Annotated in this window: 13 protein-coding genes; 4 read left to right on the forward strand and 9 right to left on the reverse strand. The window is 71.3% G+C overall.

The genetic code is table 11. The features are described from left to right. Nucleotides 1-6: 6 nt before the first annotated feature. The 4 genes from ACXNSR_RS35075 to ACXNSR_RS35090 all read right to left on the reverse strand — a co-directional run bounded on the left by ACXNSR_RS35075 (nucleotide 7) and on the right by ACXNSR_RS35090 (nucleotide 7,339). Complete coding sequence (locus ACXNSR_RS35075) at nucleotides 7-3,942, reverse strand: coiled-coil domain-containing protein (RefSeq protein ID WP_458639356.1); 3,936 nt, start codon at nucleotides 3,940-3,942, stop codon at nucleotides 7-9. A gap of 231 nt (nucleotides 3,943-4,173) precedes the next feature. Beyond that, on the reverse strand, nucleotides 4,174-5,295 hold the full coding sequence (locus ACXNSR_RS35080) for a hypothetical protein (RefSeq protein ID WP_458639357.1): 1,122 nt from the start codon (nucleotides 5,293-5,295) through the stop codon (nucleotides 4,174-4,176). Further along, nucleotides 5,292-5,795 carry an RICIN domain-containing protein gene (locus ACXNSR_RS35085; protein ID WP_458639358.1) on the reverse strand — a complete coding sequence of 168 codons (504 nt, stop codon included), beginning with the start codon at nucleotides 5,793-5,795 and terminating at the stop codon, nucleotides 5,292-5,294. The genes ACXNSR_RS35080 and ACXNSR_RS35085 overlap by 4 nt, the downstream gene beginning before the upstream one ends. Nucleotides 5,796-5,833: 38 nt before the next feature. After that, nucleotides 5,834-7,339 carry an AbfB domain-containing protein gene (locus ACXNSR_RS35090; protein WP_458639359.1) on the reverse strand — a complete coding sequence of 502 codons (1,506 nt, stop codon included), beginning with the start codon at nucleotides 7,337-7,339 and terminating at the stop codon, nucleotides 5,834-5,836. Nucleotides 7,340-7,931: 592 nt separating this feature from the next. Between ACXNSR_RS35090 and ACXNSR_RS35095 the strand changes: the two genes are divergently transcribed. Beyond that, nucleotides 7,932-8,654 (forward strand): SDR family oxidoreductase, encoded by a 723-nt coding sequence (locus tag ACXNSR_RS35095; protein WP_458639360.1) that lies wholly within the window; start codon nucleotides 7,932-7,934, stop codon nucleotides 8,652-8,654. A 90-nt stretch (nucleotides 8,655-8,744) separates the two neighbouring features. Here the strand turns inward: ACXNSR_RS35095 and ACXNSR_RS35100 are convergent, their stop codons facing one another. From ACXNSR_RS35100 to ACXNSR_RS35115, 4 genes are all read right to left on the reverse strand, one after another. Beyond that, on the reverse strand, nucleotides 8,745-9,857 hold the full coding sequence (locus ACXNSR_RS35100; RefSeq protein ID WP_458639361.1) for an ABC transporter substrate-binding protein: 1,113 nt from the start codon (nucleotides 9,855-9,857) through the stop codon (nucleotides 8,745-8,747). 280 nt (nucleotides 9,858-10,137) lie between these two features. Next, the gene (locus ACXNSR_RS35105; protein ID WP_327739082.1) at nucleotides 10,138-10,236 is read right to left on the reverse strand and encodes a putative leader peptide; all 99 of its coding nucleotides are present in this window, start codon (nucleotides 10,234-10,236) and stop codon (nucleotides 10,138-10,140) included. Between the two features lie 152 nt (nucleotides 10,237-10,388). Continuing rightward, nucleotides 10,389-10,847, reverse strand: a complete 459-nt coding sequence (locus ACXNSR_RS35110) for an RrF2 family transcriptional regulator (RefSeq protein ID WP_458639362.1) — start codon at nucleotides 10,845-10,847, stop codon at nucleotides 10,389-10,391. Nucleotides 10,848-10,925: 78 nt separating this feature from the next. After that, a complete protein-coding gene (locus ACXNSR_RS35115) occupies nucleotides 10,926-12,119 on the reverse strand; it encodes an acyl-CoA dehydrogenase family protein (protein ID WP_458639363.1) in 1,194 nt (397 codons plus the stop codon). Nucleotides 12,120-12,808: 689 nt separating this feature from the next. Between ACXNSR_RS35115 and ACXNSR_RS35120 the strand changes: the two genes are divergently transcribed. After that, a complete protein-coding gene (locus ACXNSR_RS35120) occupies nucleotides 12,809-13,354 on the forward strand; it encodes a winged helix-turn-helix domain-containing protein (RefSeq protein WP_458639364.1) in 546 nt (181 codons plus the stop codon). A gap of 16 nt (nucleotides 13,355-13,370) precedes the next feature. Here ACXNSR_RS35120 and ACXNSR_RS35125 read toward each other — a convergent pair whose 3' ends face one another. Continuing rightward, nucleotides 13,371-14,099: a GbsR/MarR family transcriptional regulator gene (locus ACXNSR_RS35125; RefSeq protein ID WP_458639365.1), complete on the reverse strand. Its 729-nt coding sequence runs from the start codon at nucleotides 14,097-14,099 to the stop codon at nucleotides 13,371-13,373. 266 nt (nucleotides 14,100-14,365) lie between these two features. Between ACXNSR_RS35125 and ACXNSR_RS35130 the strand changes: the two genes are divergently transcribed. Together ACXNSR_RS35130 and ACXNSR_RS35135 are read left to right on the forward strand one after the other, a co-directional pair. Next, nucleotides 14,366-15,418 carry a hypothetical protein gene (locus ACXNSR_RS35130; protein WP_458639366.1) on the forward strand — a complete coding sequence of 351 codons (1,053 nt, stop codon included), beginning with the start codon at nucleotides 14,366-14,368 and terminating at the stop codon, nucleotides 15,416-15,418. A gap of 49 nt (nucleotides 15,419-15,467) precedes the next feature. Next, on the forward strand, nucleotides 15,468-16,625 hold the full coding sequence (locus ACXNSR_RS35135; RefSeq protein ID WP_458639367.1) for a serine hydrolase domain-containing protein: 1,158 nt from the start codon (nucleotides 15,468-15,470) through the stop codon (nucleotides 16,623-16,625). Nucleotides 16,626-16,659 lie beyond the last annotated feature (34 nt).

Genomic DNA, 16,659 nt, shown 5'->3' on the forward strand with positions numbered 1-16,659 from the left:
CTGGTTCTAAGGCACCAGCTTGGTGTACCGCTGTCCGTCATGGAAGGACGCCCACTCCTTCTTGTAGGCGTGGATGAAACGAGCATTGATCACCACGATCAGACCCGAGTCCTCGTCGTAGGCGCATGGGTTCTTCTCTTGCGTGTCGTAGTGCGTTGCCTTTCCCCGCCACTTCTGGAAGTACTCGGCCATCTTCTCGACGTCGTGACCGATCCCCGGAAGGTCATGGTCGAGCGCCTCCTTCGAGGTACCCCGCATGCGCCGCCACTGGTACTCGACCCCGTCGGCGACGTCGGGACCGTAGCGCTGGTCGAGGTAATCGAGTACGTCGAGCGGAAGCTCGTCGTCGGGATCGAGGTTGCAGAGATTCGGCTTCTTCGGCGCTGCCGCGGCGAAGGGCACCTTCGGTGCCACCACGCGGGCTCCGGCCGAGACGTCGCTCCGCACGGAGCTGACGGTCTTCTTCGGCTTGGGCGCGCACGGGGGGATCTTCTTGCGCGCCTTCTCCAGCGCCTCCTCGTACTTCTTGATCTTCTTCCGTGCCTCGCCGGCCTTGTCCAGGAACGCGTTGATGCCGGCGATGGCCTTCGCGATCCTCGGGATCTTGCTGGCGACCTTGAGCGCCTTGCCCGGGCCGATGTTCTGGACGATGGCCCAGAGGCAGGTCGGGATGTCGGGATCGTCGATGCAGGCCTTGATGTCCTCGAAGAAGAGCTCGATGAGGATCTCGGCGCCGTTCTCCAGCAGGTAGTCGAGGAGACTGTTCTCGGCGAGCGCTCGCGCCGCCTGGTACTGCTCAGGAGTGATGCCGACCGCTTCGAGCGCCGTGCGCTCCACCTCGTCGAAGGAGACGGGTGGGCCGGTGCTCTTGTCCTTGGGTTTCGCGGCCTCCTCTCGCTCCTTGCGCTGCTCTTCGCGCCGGTCCGCCTCCGCCTTCTTGGCCGCGTCGTCGGCTTCGCGGGCGTACTGGCCGGCGTTCTTGGCCGCCGTCTCCGCGGACTTGGCGTGCTGTTCGGCGGATTCCGCGAGCTTGGCGGCGTCGGCGGCGTCCTTCTCGGCCTGGGCGGCGGCGGCCTGCGCAGTGGCAGCCTCCTTCTCGGCGAGAGCGGCGGCGCTCGTTGCCGCGGCGGCCTGGTTCTCCGCTTCGGTGGCGGCGGAGCGGGCCCGGTGCGCCTCGGCTTCGGCCTGGGCTGCCGCGGCGCGTGCGGCGGTCGCGTCCGCGTAGGCGCCGTTCGCGGCTTGGCGGGCCTGCTGCGAGTCGGTCTGGGCCTGGGCGTCGGCCTGGCCGGCCCGGGTCCCGGCGGCCCGGGCCTTCGCGCCGTCCTCCGCGGCCTCCGCGGCCGAGGCCATCGCGGCCGCCCACGAACGGGTGGCTTCCGCCGACGAGCGAGCCGCGGCTGCTGCTGCCTTGAACGCCGGCGCCACCTGGGCGTTCGCACGCTGTGCCGCCGCTTCGGCGGCCTCGGCGGCCCCTACCGCCTCGGCGGCCTTGGCCTCGGCGGAAGCGGCCTGTTCCCTGCCCGTCCGGAGGGCGGCGTCGGCCACCGTCCGGGCGAAGTCGGCGTCCACGTCCGTGCCGGAGAAGGGTGCGGTGATCGCGATGGCGGTGTTGGCGGGTTCGGCGATGCCGGCCGCCGTGGATCGTGCGGCCCAGGAGGCCTGCACCGCCGCCGTGGCCTGGACCTGTGCCATGGCCGCTTCGCGGGTGGCGCCGTCGGCCTCGTCCCGGGTGCGGTTGGCTGCCTGGAGTGCCTGGTTGGCCGTGATCGCGGTGAGTCCGGCCAGCCGGGCGGCCTCATGGGCGGCGATGCCCGCCCGCCCTTCCTGCGCGGTGGCCTCGGACGCCTTCGTGTTGGCCCGCTGCGTCGCCGCGCGGGTGCGGGCGGCTTCGGACTCGGCCTTGTTCGCCGCGGCGCCGGAGGCGAAGGCGGCCGCTTCGGCCGCGGTGGCGGCGTTGTTGGCGCGCGAGGCGTGCGCACCGGCCTCGGTGGCTGCCGCGCGTGCCCGTGCCGCGGCTCCCGACGCCTCGATCGCGGCGGCCCGCGACCTTCTCGCCGCGTCGGAGGCCGTATCGGCGGCACTGCGGGCGGCAGCAGCTGCCCTTCCGGACGCGTTCGCGTCCGACCGGGCGGCGTCCGCGGCCTGGCGTGCCAGCCCCGAGTCCGCCGTGCCGCTGACCGCGGCGGCCAGCGACTCGGTGGCCCGGGCACGGGCCTCGTCGGCGTTGTGCTGCCGCTCCGCGTCGAACGCCTTGTTCCGTGCGTCGCGGGCCTTGACCTCCTCGTCCTGTGCGTTCTTGTCGGCGCGGGACGCGTTGCCCTCCTGCGTCGCCGCCTGCGTACGCATCTCCGCCGCGGTGGCCGCGGACGCCTGCGCCTCGGCCCGCTTCGCCGAAGCCGTGCGCTGCTCGGCGTCGGCGCGTTCCCGGGCCTTCGCCGCCGCCTGCTGCTCCCGTTCGGCACGCTCTCGCGCGGCGGTGGCCAGTTCCCGCTCACGTTGGGCGATCGCCCGCTGGTCAGAGGCGATCTTGGCCTGGCGCTGGGCCTCCACCCTGGCTTCGCGGGTCTTCTGGGCGTGCTCCCAAGCCGCCTTCTCCGCCTGCTCCGCCTCGATCCGTGCCTGCCGGCTCTTGGCGGCCGCGTCCTTGGCGACCCTGGCCTGCTTCTCCGTCGCCTCGGCCAGGCGGGCTGCCGCCCGTGCCTGCTCGTCGGCGTTCTCCCGCCACGCCACGGCCTGCCGCTCGTGCAGCTCGGCCTGGTTCTGGGCGTTCAGTCCCGCAGAGTCCGCGGCAGTGGCGTCCACCGCGTGCTGCGCGGTCTGCGCGGCCTTGACCGCGGCCTGGGCTGCCGCCGCGATACCCGTGGCGACCTCGGACCAGCGGACCCCGTGCGTCAGCCCGGTCTCCACCAGAACGTCGGCCTGCGCCTTGGCCTGGAGGGCGGCCACCTGCGCCTGCTTGGCGGCCTGATCGGCGAGTCCGACCTGCCGCGCCGCCTCCGCCTTGACCGGGCGGTAGTCCGAGACCCGCTTGCCGACGCGATCCGCCGCGAGCATCCGGTCGGCCTCGCGGGCCTGTGCGGCCGCCCCGTTCATCGCGTTGGAGACGTTCTTCAGCGCCTTCACGGCCTCGCCGTGCGCGGCGATGAGCTTCGTACGCGCCTCGGCCGCGCGGGACGCGTTCTCCGCCAGCCTGCGCAGCCGCTCCGCCGCCTCCAGCGCGTCCTTCTGCGCCTTCTCGTGCGCCGTCCGGTCATCGGCGTCCTTCTGCGCCGCGACCAGGTAGCCCTTCTCCAGGTAATCGGCGATCACCTTGGCATCGCCCGTGGCCAACGCCGCCTGTGCCGCCCGCTTCACCTCCGGCCCACCGATCGCAGCGAGTATTTCCACCCGCTTGCGGATCTCCGCCGCCCGCTGCTGTTCGTTCTGCTCGGTGGACCTGTCCCGCTGCCGGGCGATGTCCGCACCGAACGCCAGGAAGTCGGCGCGGTCCCGCGCCGTGCCCTTCAGGACCCGCTCGACCTCCGCGTTGAAATGCGGGCCGCCGGTACCCCGCAGCGTCTCGATCTGCCGGCGGTTGGAGACGTCCGCCGTATCCCTCTTGTCCTTGGCCCGCTGCCGGGCCTCGGCCTCCCCGCGCTCCAGGAAGCTGCGGATCGCGTTCGGATCGGTACTCTCCAGGGCCTTCTTGGCGGCCTCGCGGACTTCCTCCTCCTCGTCGAACTCCGCAAAGTCCTCCACGAGCTGCCGGTCGCGCTCGTCGCTGATCCGGTCCAGCTCCGACCGGGCCGCCGGTGGCTGCGCGGCACGCACCTTGGCGAGTGCGGCGTTCCCCCGCCGCACGGTGTCCAGGTCACGCGCGTCGATGACCTCGCCGACGCGACCCTCGGCGGCGGTGGCCGCGGCCGCCTGCCCGGTCAGACCGGTGAGCAGTGCCACAGCCACGGCTGCGGACACCACACCCCGTACCGCGCGCGGCACAGGCCCACGCGGATTCCTGTGGCCGATACTCGGCCGTAACTTGCCCATGAAGTGAAAACCCCTCAGAAATTGAAAACGGGAAAATGAAACCCCCTGCCCTTGATGTGCGGGCAGGGGGAATCGGTGTGCGGGCAGGGGCCGCGGGCGGCCGGCGCGAGCCGGAGGGCGGCGACGGCTGTCGGCCGGCCCGCTTCGTCAGCCCTTCACCCTGAGCTCGCCGGCCAGGGCCCGGTCGAACACGTCCTTCCAGAAGGCAGCCGTCCCGGCCGCCTCGGTCTGCTCCTTCGTCCAGTCGCCCTGCCGGGCGTCGGCCAGCGCGCCGATGTCCGTCCACAGCGCGTCCGCGCTCTCCCTGGACACCCGGGCGATCTCGCGCCAGCGCTCCGCCTGCGCATGGGCGGCCTCCTGCTCCGCCAGCCACGTGGCGCGCGCGGTTGCGGCGTTGTCGGCCACGGCCCGCCAGGCCCGCTCGGCCTCGGCCCGGGCCCGTGCCGCGTCCGCCGCCGTCGCCAGGTCCCGCTCGGCGGCGACGGCGGCCTCGATCAGACCGCTCAGCGCGTGGTGGCGCCGAACCTCGGAGTCCGCGATCCGCAACCGGTACGCCTCCAGGTCCAGAGCCGCGCCGCTCGCCCAGCCGTAGCCGAGGAACTCCGCGATGTCCGTGTCGGTGGCACCCGGGCGTACGGCCCACTGCGCCGCGACCCGTACGTGCTCGCCGGGTTCCTGTGCGGCCAAGCGCCGTACGAACTGCCGGTCCCCTTCCGCGATCTCCGAACGGTGCTGGGCGTCGGCCTCACGGGCAATCCGGTCCCGCTGTTGGGCCTCGGCGTATCCCGTCTTCACGAAGGCGGCCCGGTCCGCATCCGTACCCTTGAGCGCGCGCTCGGCGGCGACCCGCACCTCAGGCGAGAAACCGGCCGTATGCGTGGCCGACACCCGCTCACAGAAGGCCCGGTTGCGCACCCGGGTGTCCCGAAGCCGCTGCTTGGCCAGGTCGTAGCCACCGCCGGGGGCGAGCCATTCCGCGATCGCCGCGTCCCCGCGCGTACTGCGCAGCGCGTTCCACGCGGAGGCGCGGATCTCGGCGGGCAGCCCCGACTTCGCCAGCCGCAGCACGTGCTCACGGGCGGCCTCGGCCGCGGCCGCCGTGACGGCCGAGGGCTGGTCGGCCGGGTCACCGGCCACCACCATCGCCACCGCCGCCGTCCGCGCGGGCGGCGGGGCCACGGCGAGGGCCGGGGCCGCCGCCGACACGACTCCACTGGTGGTCAGCAAACCGACGGCCAGCGCCTGTGCGACCTGCCTGTGGCGCCTCACTTGGTGGGGTACCACAGCCAGTCGGGACGGCCGCCGCACGTCCCGAAGGCGAGCTGTCCACCCGACCCGCTGTGCGCGCAGGCCAAAACCGCCATGGGACGCAGCCAGAAGCCGTTCCCGCTCGGGGTGAACTCCCAACGCTGGCTCGCATCGTCCGAGCACCACGTCTGCACGACGTCCCACGTGTTGGTGAAGCTGAGACACCTGCCGCTGTGCTTGGCCCGCACCTCCCAGGCCGGAAGGCCGCCATGCAGAACCGGCGCAAGCTCGAAGAACTGGTTGTCCAGTCCTTCATCGCAATTCGACACCTTCGCTCGCGCGTTGTTGCGCAGGCTGCCGTTCTCGATGGTGAGGCACTGGCCGGCGAGGTCCTTGAGCGTGGTCGTCCACACGTCGGCCCCGCGCGGGGCGGGGGCCGCCTGTGCAGTGGCCGTTTGCCCAACCAGTGCCGAGAGGACCAACCCGGCACTTATTGCGCTTCGAACAATCCAGGGCTTCATGGTTCCCGTACTTCTCGCGAATGGCATGGGGCGGCGGGTCACTGGAACGCGTGCGGCATGTCGACCTGCCACCGGCCACTGGAAGTGGCGTAGACCTCGCCGTTCCTGTGACCCAGGTACTTGTTGCGGTCGGCTGCCCATGAGAGCGAAACCGGTCCCGTGCCATCCCAGTCCGGACGGACGCACCAGGAGGCGCTTTCGCGGAATTCCGCGCTTCGGTCGTCCGCGGCCGAGCGGACCCGGAAGGACTGCCTGTCCGCCATCAGGTAGTGGCCCGGCCTGCGCGCCGACTCGAACGAGTAGCAGCCGGCCTCGCCCGCGAGCGAAGGCACCACGAACCAGGTGGCGTCCTCCTTGACGGGCTGCTTGCTGGCGTAGCTGACGGGAGCGACGAACGCCTCTCCCTGGTCCGCGTCGGACTGGCGGAGGTACATCCCCTTGCTCGCCCAGAGCGACTGCCGCTTCAGCCGGTGCTGCGTCTCTTCCTTGAGGAAGTCCGCGATGATCTCGTCGCCACGGCCCAGGGCTTCCTCACCGTTGGCCACCAGCCACGGGTTCACCCCGCCCTTCTTCGCGGCGGCCACGATCTGCAGCGCGAGCCTGCGGTTGTTCTCCGCCACCTTCTTCCGGCGGGCCTCGTCGTCGCGCTTGTACGCCTCCCCGGCCCCGGTGTGGATGAACTGCTTCCAGTCCGCCGGGTTGCTGCTGAGAGCCGCCCGCTGGGCCGCCGCGAGGAGTTCGGTACCCGCGAGGTCGGCGGGAGCCGTGCGCAGCAGTTCGCGGATGAAGTTGTCGTCGCCGAGCTGGAGCATCGCCTCGGACGGGCTGATGCGGAAGAGCGCCGCGGAGCTCTTGCGCGCGGCCAGCTCCTTGCGGCGCTCGGCCTCCCGGCGGTTCTGTTCCTCCAACTCCTTGATCTCGTTGGCCACGTCGATCTTGTGGGCCTCGCGGATGCCGTTGACGATGAACTCCCGCTGGGCCGCGGCGTCGCCGAGCAGCGCGCGGATCGCCGCCGCCTTGACCTCGGGACCTGCGGCAGAGTGCCGGGCAATGGCGCGGACGAAATTGTCGTCGCTGAGCGCCAGCAACTCCGGGGTGCTCGGGATGCCCACGGTCAGCAGTGCCTGGGACTTCGCGAGCCGGGCGGCGCGCTCGGCGTCCGCCTGGTCCTTCTCCCGCTGTTTGTCGAGCTCGTACGCCTTGTGGATCCCGGCGGTGATGAACTGCGCGTGGTCCGCGTCGGCCTTGCTGGCCATGGCGGCCTCGGCCGCCGTACGGACCGCCCCCAGACGCTCGCCGGCGTCCCGTGCCTTCTGCCAGAGCGCGTGGACGAAGTCGTAGTCGCTGAGCAGGAGTACGTCCGGCGTCGGATCGAGGCGGACCACGGCCGCCGCGGCCACCCGCTGCTGGTCGGTGGTGCCGATTCCCCCGGCCTGGGCCGCCTTTCCGGCAGGCGCGGCAACGGCTGCCGTGGGCGCGACAGCACCCGTTACGGCCGCCAGCGCCGTGGCCGTAACGATTCCACGCCTGATCACGCCCCGCATGCGGAGGGACGTGGTATTCCTCTTGTACAACTCTTCAAGCCCCTTGTATCGCAGGGGCGACCCGCCGCAGTAACGGCAGCGCGAAATCGTGTGATCGTCAGGCCTGTGCGGATGCGCACAGCGAAAACGCCGGATGACCGATTCATGCCGCCTGCCAGCACACGCGGACGTGAACTCGCGAATCGCCCTCTTCCCCCACGGCGCCGTGCAGGTGCTCCCCGAGCACGTACGGCGCCCATCGATCCGGTCATGATCGATAACCTGACCTTATGCATCGAATTCAAACAGGGCAACGGTATATTTCCGGCCAATATGGCGGACTTTATGCTGTTTGTCGGTCTCGTGGTGGCTGCCCTGAATCGTCCGGCTGTATTCGGCCGTGGAGACCATCGCTTCCCAGTGCCGGCGAGGCATGACGGACCGGGGCGGGATCGGCTTCGGCGCGCAGGGCTTTGGTCCGCACGGGGGTATCCGGGCGGGCCGTGCGGCACCGCCCCGGGCGGGCGGTGATCTCCTGGGACGGGAGCCGACGGCGGGTACCGCGGGGGGCTCCCGCCGTCACCGCACCCCGAGGGAAAGGTCCCCGACCGGTATGCCCAAGCCCCTGATCGTGATCACCGGTGCCAGTTCCGGTATCGGTGCGGCCGCCGCCCGGCTGCTCTCCTCCCAGGGCCATCCGCTGCTCCTGCTGGCCCGCCGCCTGGACCGGCTGGAGGCGCTGGGACTGCCCGACACGCTGTGCCGGAAGGTCGACGTCACCGACCGGGCCGCCGTGGAAGCCGCAGTGCGGGAGGCCGAGGAGCGGTACGGGCCGGTGGACCTGCTCGTCAACAACGCGGGCGCGATGCTGCTGGGCCGGATCGCCGACCAGCCGGTGGACGAGTGGGAGCGGATGCTCGACATCAATGTGAAGGGCCTGCTGTACGCGACGCGGGCGGTCCTGCCCGGGATGGTGGAGCGGGGCGCGGGCACCATCGTGAACATCGGATCGGTGGCCGGCCGCAAGACGTTCCCGAACCACGCGGCCTACGTGGGGACCAAGTTCGCCGTCCACGCGATGTCGGAGAACCTCCGCGAGGAAGTGGCAGCCACCGGGGTTCGGGTGGTGACGGTGGCTCCGGGGGCCGTGGAGACGGAACTGCTGTCGCACACCAGCGACGAGCGGATCAAGACCGATTACCAGGCGTGGAAGGAGTCGGCCGGCGGCGCGCTGGACCCGGACGAGGTGGCCGAGGCCATCGCGTACGCCTACGGCCGGCCCCGCCACGTCACGGTCCGCGAGATCGTCCTGGCCTCGACCGGCCAGGAATCCTGAACCGGACGCGGACGGCCTCCGGGGGTCCGGACGGACCCCGCGGACGGCTCGTCGGGATCCGCGAACCAGGAAGGATCCTGGTTCGCGGGGTTACTTGGTGCCGAGGCCGGCGTCGGAGACCTCGGGCTTGCCGGCGGCCTTGAGGACCTTGTTGAGGAGTGTGAGGTCGTAGATGCCGGTGAGGTCGGGCTGCTCGATGAGCTTGGCCTTGACCGCCCATTCGGACTGGGTCCTGAGGGTGGAGGCGAGGGGGTCGTCGGTGATGGCGATGCCGGGCCATGCCGGGTCGATGACCTTCGCGTCGAGTGCCTTGCCGCTGTCGGCGGCGAGTTTGGCGTTGGCGGATGCCTTGGCCTCGTCCTGGTTGGCGTGGATCCACTCGTTGGTCCTGACGGTGCCGCGCAGGACGGCCTCGACGACGTCGGGGTGCTCCTTGAGGAACTTCTGGGACACGATGATGTTCGTGATGACGAACTTCTTGTCGGGCCACAGGGCGGTTTCGTCGAGGAGGACGGTGGCGCCGTCGGAGACGAGCTTGGAGGCGGTGGGTTCGGGGACCCAGGCGCCGTCGATGGAGCCCTGCTTGAAGGCGTCGGGGGTGACCTTGTTGTCGGTGCGGACGACGGAGACGTCGCCCTTGCCGGATTCGGGGTCGACCTTCCAGCCCTTCTCGGAGATCCAGTTGAGGAAGGCGACGTCCTGGGTGTTCCCCTTCTGGGGGGTGGCGATCTTCTTGCCCTTGAGGTCGTCGAGGGTCTTGATCCTGTCGGGGTTCACGACGAGTTTGACGCCGCCGGAGGCGGAGCCGGAGATGATCCGGAGGTTGGAGCCCTTGGACTTGACGTAGCCGTTGATGGAGGGGGAGGGGCCGATGAAGCCGATGTCGAGGGAGCCGCCGTTGAGGGCCTCGATCTCGGAGGGGCCGGCGTTGAAGGTCTGCGGCTTGATCTTCGTGCCGTTCAGTTCCTTCTCGATGAGGCCTTCCTGGAGGCCGACCAGTGCGGTGGCGTGCGTCAGGTTGGGGAAGTACCCGATCCGGACCTCGGAGGCGGAGAGCTTCTTGCCGGCATCGGCCGCGGCATCGGCGGCCTTCGGCTCGTCCTTCTGCGCCTCGGAACCGTAGCCGCAGGCGGTGAGCAGCAGGGGAAGCGTCGCGGCGACGGCGATGGCACGCAGGGCGGTGAGCGGTCTTGCGGCAGACACGGGGGTGTCCTTTCACGGGAAGGTGTTCAAGGAGGTACGAGGACGGGGACGGAGCCGGGCCGCGCGAAGCCATCGGCGCACACGGAAGTCACTCCCGGCCGTCGGCGGCGGGGTCGCGGTCGCGGGCAGGGGGACGGGCAGGGGAGTGAAACAGCGGACGCCCGCGCTCGAAGGCACGTGGCCGGCGAGGTCGGCCGGAGGGGCGATCCGGCCCGAGGAAAGCGGGCCGGCGCAACGCCCGGGGGTTGCCCGGGTGCGGGGCCGAGCCCGGCGAAGTGTGTCAGCCGGGCTGACAGATGGCGCTGGAGGTACGGACCAGGTCGATGTGCCGACGGGAGGTCAGGGGCAGCATCCGGCCTGCGTGATGCAGTGTTCGCACGGCGACCTCCCCGGATTCCTAGTTTTCCCACCTGGTTGATAGGCATATTGGCAGAGGCTGAGACTCGCCCCAAGAGGCTGACCGAATATTGGACGTCACAATCTCGACATGTGAGAACGTGCAGGTGGGGCGAGGGGCGCGGGGGCGCGTGGTCAGGGGTTGGTCCACGCCCCGGGCGTGTCGGCCAATGCCGATACGTCGGCGGGCAGATCGGACGACGCGACGTCGGCGAGCGTCACTCCGTCGAGGATCTCGCGCACATTGGCCCGCAGCGCGATCCACAGGGGGAGCAGTGCCTGGGCGGGGCCCGTGTAGGAGAGGTCCGGCGGGCGGACCCCGCGCACGGAGACGAGTGGTCCGTCCACGACGCGGATCACATCAGCGATGCTGATGGACCCGGCGGGCTTGGCCAGCCGGTATCCGCCGTTGCCACCTCGCTGGCTGAGCACGAGGCCGCCCCGGCGCATGTCGTTCAGGATGCCCTCGAGGAACTTGTGCGGGATGTCCTGGGCGTCGGCGATGGCTTCCGCCTTCACCGGTCCGTCGTCCTGTGACGCGGCGAGCTGCAGCCCGGCACGTACCGCATAGTCCGCCCTGGCTGAGATCCGCATACGGGCATTATCCGGCATGGCCGGGGCCGGTGTCCGTCGCGGGGCCGCGACCCGAGCCGTGCCGTGCCGTGCCGTGCGTCAGCGGAAGGCCGGCACCGCGCGGTGGGAGCCGTTGAGGTAGTGCTCGCCGATGGAGCGCAGGCGGTGGGCGACGGGCCGATGGGCCGTCAGGACCCGGGCATTGCGCCAGAAGCGGTCCAGGCCGGGCGCGTCGGCGAGCTCCAGCACCCGGGCGGTGATGCGCAGGGCGGCCTTCGACGTCACGGCCTCGGCCGTGGCGACCAGGGCGGCGACGCCCGAGGCCCCCTCCGCGTCGAGGTGCCGGCCCAGGTCGAGGGCCTGCGCCATCACGTCCGTCGCCCGGTCGACCACGGCGGTGGCGGTATGGGCGGCGGAGGCGAGCTCGCCGTAGGTCAGGAAGAGGTCCGGGTCCTCGCCGGGCAGCCGGTGCGCGCGGCCGCCCCTGCTGAGGTCGCGCGCCTCGGTGAGGGCGCCCTCGGCGATGCCGAGGCCGACGTGGCACAGCGCGAGCCGGAGGGCCGGCTCCGCGAGCGCGGTGAAGGGGGCGGTCGACTCCTCGTCGTGCGGCCGACGGCCCAGCACCTGCTCGGGCGCGATGACGACCCGGTCGAGGACGATCTCGCCCGCGCCGGCGACGCGCTGCCCGAGGCGGTCGTGGGCCGGCTCGACGGTCAGGCCCCGCGCGCCGGGTGGGATCCGTACGACCAGGACGTCACCGTTCGCGGAGCTGACGGCGTCGACCACGATCTGGTCGGCCGTGGCCGCGGCCGTGCGCACGGCCCGGCGCCCGCTCAGCAGATGGCCGGCGCCGTGCCGTCTCAGCGTGAGGTCCGCTGCGTCGGTGTCCTCGTCGGGCCGGGGAGCGCGGACCGCGCCGGTCCACAGCCACCGCTCGCGCACCGACTCCTCTTCGAGGGCGCTCGCGTGCTCCTGACCCGCGTAGAAGCGTCCGCTCCAGGTGTGGACGTAATGGCGGGCGAGTACGTCGCCGACAGAGCCGTCCGCCGCGGCGATCTCCCGGATGACGGCGCACGCGGTACCCCAGTCCGCGCCGCGGTCCGGCCCGGGCGGAGTGAGGGCCGCCGGCAGGCCGGCCTCGCGCAGCCGGGCCGTCTCGTCGGTCGGCGGTTTGCCCGCCTGGTCGCGGACGATGGCGTCCGCCGCGAGGTCGTCCGCGACATCGCGGGCGGTGCGCAGGAGCGCGCGGCGCTGTGTGTCGGCGGATCGGTGGTCGGCGGTGCTCGGTGTCATCGGCGTCGTCGGCACCGGCGTCACCGACAGGCCCGGGCGCGGCCGCGCGGCGCGCTGGCTGGGTGGACGGCGGTGCCATGGGGGACGGCGGTCGTCATGTCGACTGCTCCGGAACATTGTCGGGCGGCATCGGCCGGTGGCTGAACGTGCGGGAGGGGCTCCGGGTGCGCCGTATCCCCACTTTTCCTATCGGAGTGATAGGGATAGTCGCTCCAAGCGGCCTTCCCGGCAAGGAGCGACCGAATGATGGACAATCAGATCTCGAGATGAAAGACGATGCGGGCCGGAACGGCTGCCGGCGAGCTTTCCTATCCAACAAGTAGGAAAGTGTTGACGCGCACACGCCGTGCGCCTCACCATGGGAGCATGCCCCCGTCCCAGCCGTTGCTCGTACGCCGCAGGCACGTCGACCTCCGTCTCGTCGCCAGCGCCGTCTGCCGACCCGTCTAGGGCTTCTCCGACAGGGCGTTTCCTCGACGTGCACCGGTGTGCCGGATGCCGTCCCCCTCCGCGCGCCGCGCATTTCGTGACCCCGGCCTTCTGTCCGTCCGGGTCCGTCCGGTCCGTCCGGGTCGTCCGGCGTACGATGCGCCACCCCTCCCGCTCGAATCCGTCGCGGAGACCCCTGCCCCGTCGTGGCCCGACACCCGGCATCCGTATCCGACTCCGAGCAGCCGAAGGGGTTCATCGTGACCACCGCAGTTCCCGCATCCGCATCCGCATCCGCGCCCGTGCCCGCACTCCGCCGTTCCCCGGTCCCGCGCCTCCAACTGGTGGGCGACCGGCCGCCCTTCGTCTCCGTCGACGGAGCCGGGGACGGCCGCGTCGGATACCTCGTGTTCCTCCCGGCGAACGTCGATCCGGTGGCGGTGATGAGCGCGCACGGCATATACCCGGAGCCCCGTCCCCTCCCGCCGGGGACGCCGCCGGAATCCGCTCACCCCGACGACGCCATCCGGGTCGACCGATCACGTCGGCTGGTCGAGGTCGACGGGCGCGAACTCGACCTCACCTACCTGGAGTTCGACCTCCTGGCCCACCTCGTGGCGCACCCGTACACGGTTCACACGCGCGATGCCCTCATCTCGGGCGTCTGGGGTTACGGGCACATCGGCGACGGCCGGACCGTCGACGTCCACGTGGCCAGGCTGCGCCGCAAGGTCGGCCCCGCGTACCGGAACCGCATATCCACCGTGCGTCGCGTCGGCTACAGGTACGTGCCCGACCACCAGTAGCCGGTTCTCCGGCGCCTCAGTCGCGTGCGCTGCGCCTCGCCGCGTCGGCCTGCCGCCATTGCTCGGCCGCCTCGATCATGGTGCGGCCGACGTGCTCGAAGAAGTGGCCGATGTCCTGCATCCGGGTGCCGGCGGGTGTGGTGGCGCCGAGGACGCGGGCGCTGCGCAGGGTGAAGTCGGCCAGCATGGCGTTCTGGCGGGCGCTGGCCATCCAGCCGCGGAACCAGGCGTCGGCGTCGATGACGTACCGGTCGCGCCGCCGGCCGGCGTCGCGTTCGCGCCGGATGAGCTCCTGCTGTTCGAGTTCGCCGACGGCCTTGGAGACCGACGCGGGGCTGACCCGGAGGCGCTGGGCGAGCTCGGCGGCGGTCAGGCTGCCTTCGTCGGTGACGTACAGGCACGTCAGTACTCGGGCGGTCATCCGCGGGAGCCCCGTACCGACCATCATCGCCGTGAACTGCTCCTCCAGTTCGAGGACGGCTTCCGGGTCGCGTCCGTGCGGGCCGCTCGCGACCGGGGAGGCGGCGGGGGCCGGGGGCTGCTTGCGTCGGCGGGCGCGTCCTGTCGTGGCGCGATGGGCCGCGTCGGCCCGATAGGCGGCGGCGCCGCCGTTGCGGGCCACCTCGCGGGTGACGGTGGAGATCGGCCTGCCCAGGCGCTCCGCGATGTCGGTGTAACTGAGCCCTTCCCCCAACCCCTCGGCGATGGCCTGTCGTTCGTGGTGGGTCAGTCTGCCTCCGGGCATCGCCCTTGCCTCCGTGTCGGGTCCGCATGTGCGGCCAGTATTGCTTTCGCGGTCAGGCCATTGCAAGTCTCCTCTTGGTGCGTTTGCATTCGCCCTCATGGCCATTGCAAGAGTTCTGCTCTTTGACCTGCAATATTGCTGAATCGGTCGGCTTTTTGATTGACGAAATAGTGAAAGCAATTTAGCTTTTAGTCATTCGCGAACGAGCGATGTGAACCGAGCCGGCCCGCACGGAGGGCTGCTCGTCGCCCCGATCGGAGCCCCTCATGACGTCCTTACTCGCCCCCGTGCGCGGCTGGCACCGGCCGCTGGTGGTCTGCGCCGCGCTCATGTTCGTGCTGGTGCTCGTTTCCGGCGCCGGCACCGTCGTCGACGGGCGGACGCTGCTGGACGAGTCGGTGTGGGTGAAGCCGCTCAAGTTCGGCTTCGCCTTCGGCCTCTACGCGGGCACGCTCGCCTGGCTGCTGACCAAACTGACCAGGGGAAGGCGGACGGGACGCCTGCTGGGTACCGTCTTCGCGGTGGCCGCAACCGTGGAGGTGGGCGCCATCACCGTGCAGGCGGCGCGCGGCACCTTCAGTCACTTCAACGCGGACCGGACCGACCCGGTCACCCTGGCCCTGGTCCCTCTCCTCACCTTCGGCGTGATGGTCATCGTCATCGCGCAGTTGGTCCTCGCGGTCGTCGTCCTGATCCAGCGCACCGGCGGAGCGGCGCTCGACCGCGCCATCCGGGCCGGTCTCGCGCTCGCCACCTTCGGCATGGTCGTACCGGTCTTCTGGATGGTCACCGAGATCCACCCCCGTACGGTGACCGACGCCAACGGCCACTCCGTGCAGATGTACCAGGGTCATGGCATCGGCGACCCCGACGGCCACGGCATGCCCCTCACCAACTGGAGCGTGACCGGCGGGGACTTCCGGGTACCGCACTTCTTCGCCCTGCACGGCATCCAAGTACTCCTCCTGATCACCGCGGTACTGGCCGCCCTGGCGGCTCGGCACGTCTGGCTGCGCGACGAGAAGGTACGGGCCCGTCTGGTCGGCAGCGCCGTCCTCGGCTACACGGGACTGGTCGCGGTGGTGACCTGGCAGGCGTGGCGCGGACAGTCCCTGATCCGTCCGGACGCCGCCACGCTCCTCGCCCTCGTCGCGGTGCTGCTGCTCACGGCGGGGACCACAGCACGGGTGATCGTGACCGCCAGGCGCACCATCGCCTGGCGCACGACGGCCGCGCCCACGACGGCCGCGCCCACGACGGCCGAGCGCGCCGCAGCGCGACCGGCCCGGAATTCCGTGCCCGCCCACCCGGCGCGCTGACGCCGCTTCCCCGACCCGACGAACCGAACTCCCGAGAGGAAGAACCGACATGACCAGGCAGCCCTTCTCCACCGAGACCACCACGCAGAGCGCGCCGACGGCCCCCGCGACGGCCGTCGCGGCCACCCCCGACCGCGCCGCACTGCAGGCCGTCCTGGACCGCGCCGCCGCCCCCGGCGGCGCTCCCGGTATCGCCGTCGACGTACGGGACGGCCACGGCGCGTGGTTCGGCTCGGCAGGCGTCTCCGACACCGGGACCGGGGACGGGCGCCGGCCGTCCGAGCGGTTCCGGATCGGGAGTACGACGAAGGCGTTCACGGCCACCCTGGTCCTGCAGCTGGCGGCCGAAGGCCGGCTGGACCTCGACGACACGGTGGAGCGGTGGCTGCCCGGGATGGTGGCGGGCAACGGCTACGAGGGCCGTGCGATCACCATCCGGCAGTTGCTCAACCACACCAGCGGCATCTTCAACTACGGCAACGACACGCAGTTCTTCACGAAGGGCGTCGGTGAGGCGTGGTTCCGGCACCGCTACGACAGCTATTCCCCCGAGCAGTTGATCAGGATCGGCCTGGACACCCCGCCGTCCTTCGCCCCGGGTGACGCCTTCCTGTACTCCAACACCAACTACTACCTGGCCGCCCTGATCGTCGAGAAGGTCACGGGCGATCCGCTGGCCGAAGCGCTCGCCCAGCGGATCGCCCGGCCCCTGGGGCTCACCGGGACCTACCTGCCGGGTACGGAACCGGCCATCCGGGGGCCGCACCCCCGGCACTACTCCACCCTCTTCGCCTCCGACGCCCGGCCCCGGATCCACGACGCGACGGAGATGAACCAGTCCTTCGCCTGGGCGGCCGGCGGCATCGTCTCGACCCTGGGCGACCTGCAGCGCTTCTTCGGCGCGCTGCTCCAGGGCCACTTGCTGCCGGTCGAACAGCAGCGGGAGATGTTCACCACCGTCGACACCGCGGGACCCGTCCCGTGGATCCCGGGCACCCGATACGGTCTGGGCGTGTTCTCCTGGGCACTGCCGTCCGGCGTCACGGTCTGGGGCAACGCGGGTGCGACGTACGGGTCGTGGACCTGCGCCATGGGTTCCCGAGACGGCAGGCACCTGCTCACCGGCCAGCTCAACGGCGACTGGAGCGGCCTGGGCGTCCTCGGTGACCTCCTCACCGCCGAGTTCGGCTCGACGGCCGGAAGCTGACGGCCGGCAGTCCGGCTCCCCGCCCGGCCGCAGC

It is taken from the genome of Streptomyces sp. NC-S4, from assembly GCF_054353315.1.

Bases quoted from the DNA above. Each gene is read 5' to 3' on its own strand.
- ACXNSR_RS35085 (WP_458639358.1), bottom strand. From the start codon at position 5,795: ATGAAGCCCTGGATTGTTCGAAGCGCAATAAGTGCCGGGTTGGTCCTC.
- ACXNSR_RS35090 (WP_458639359.1), bottom strand. From the start codon at position 7,339: ATGCGGGGCGTGATCAGGCGTGGAATCGTTACGGCCACGGCGCTGGCG.
- ACXNSR_RS35095 (WP_458639360.1), top strand. From the start codon at position 7,932: ATGCCCAAGCCCCTGATCGTGATCACCGGTGCCAGTTCCGGTATCGGT.
- ACXNSR_RS35110 (WP_458639362.1), bottom strand. From the start codon at position 10,847: ATGCGGATCTCAGCCAGGGCGGACTATGCGGTACGTGCCGGGCTGCAG.
- ACXNSR_RS35115 (WP_458639363.1), bottom strand. From the start codon at position 12,119: ATGACACCGAGCACCGCCGACCACCGATCCGCCGACACACAGCGCCGC.
- ACXNSR_RS35125 (WP_458639365.1), bottom strand. From the start codon at position 14,099: ATGCCCGGAGGCAGACTGACCCACCACGAACGACAGGCCATCGCCGAG.
- ACXNSR_RS35130 (WP_458639366.1), top strand. From the start codon at position 14,366: ATGACGTCCTTACTCGCCCCCGTGCGCGGCTGGCACCGGCCGCTGGTG.
- ACXNSR_RS35135 (WP_458639367.1), top strand. From the start codon at position 15,468: ATGACCAGGCAGCCCTTCTCCACCGAGACCACCACGCAGAGCGCGCCG.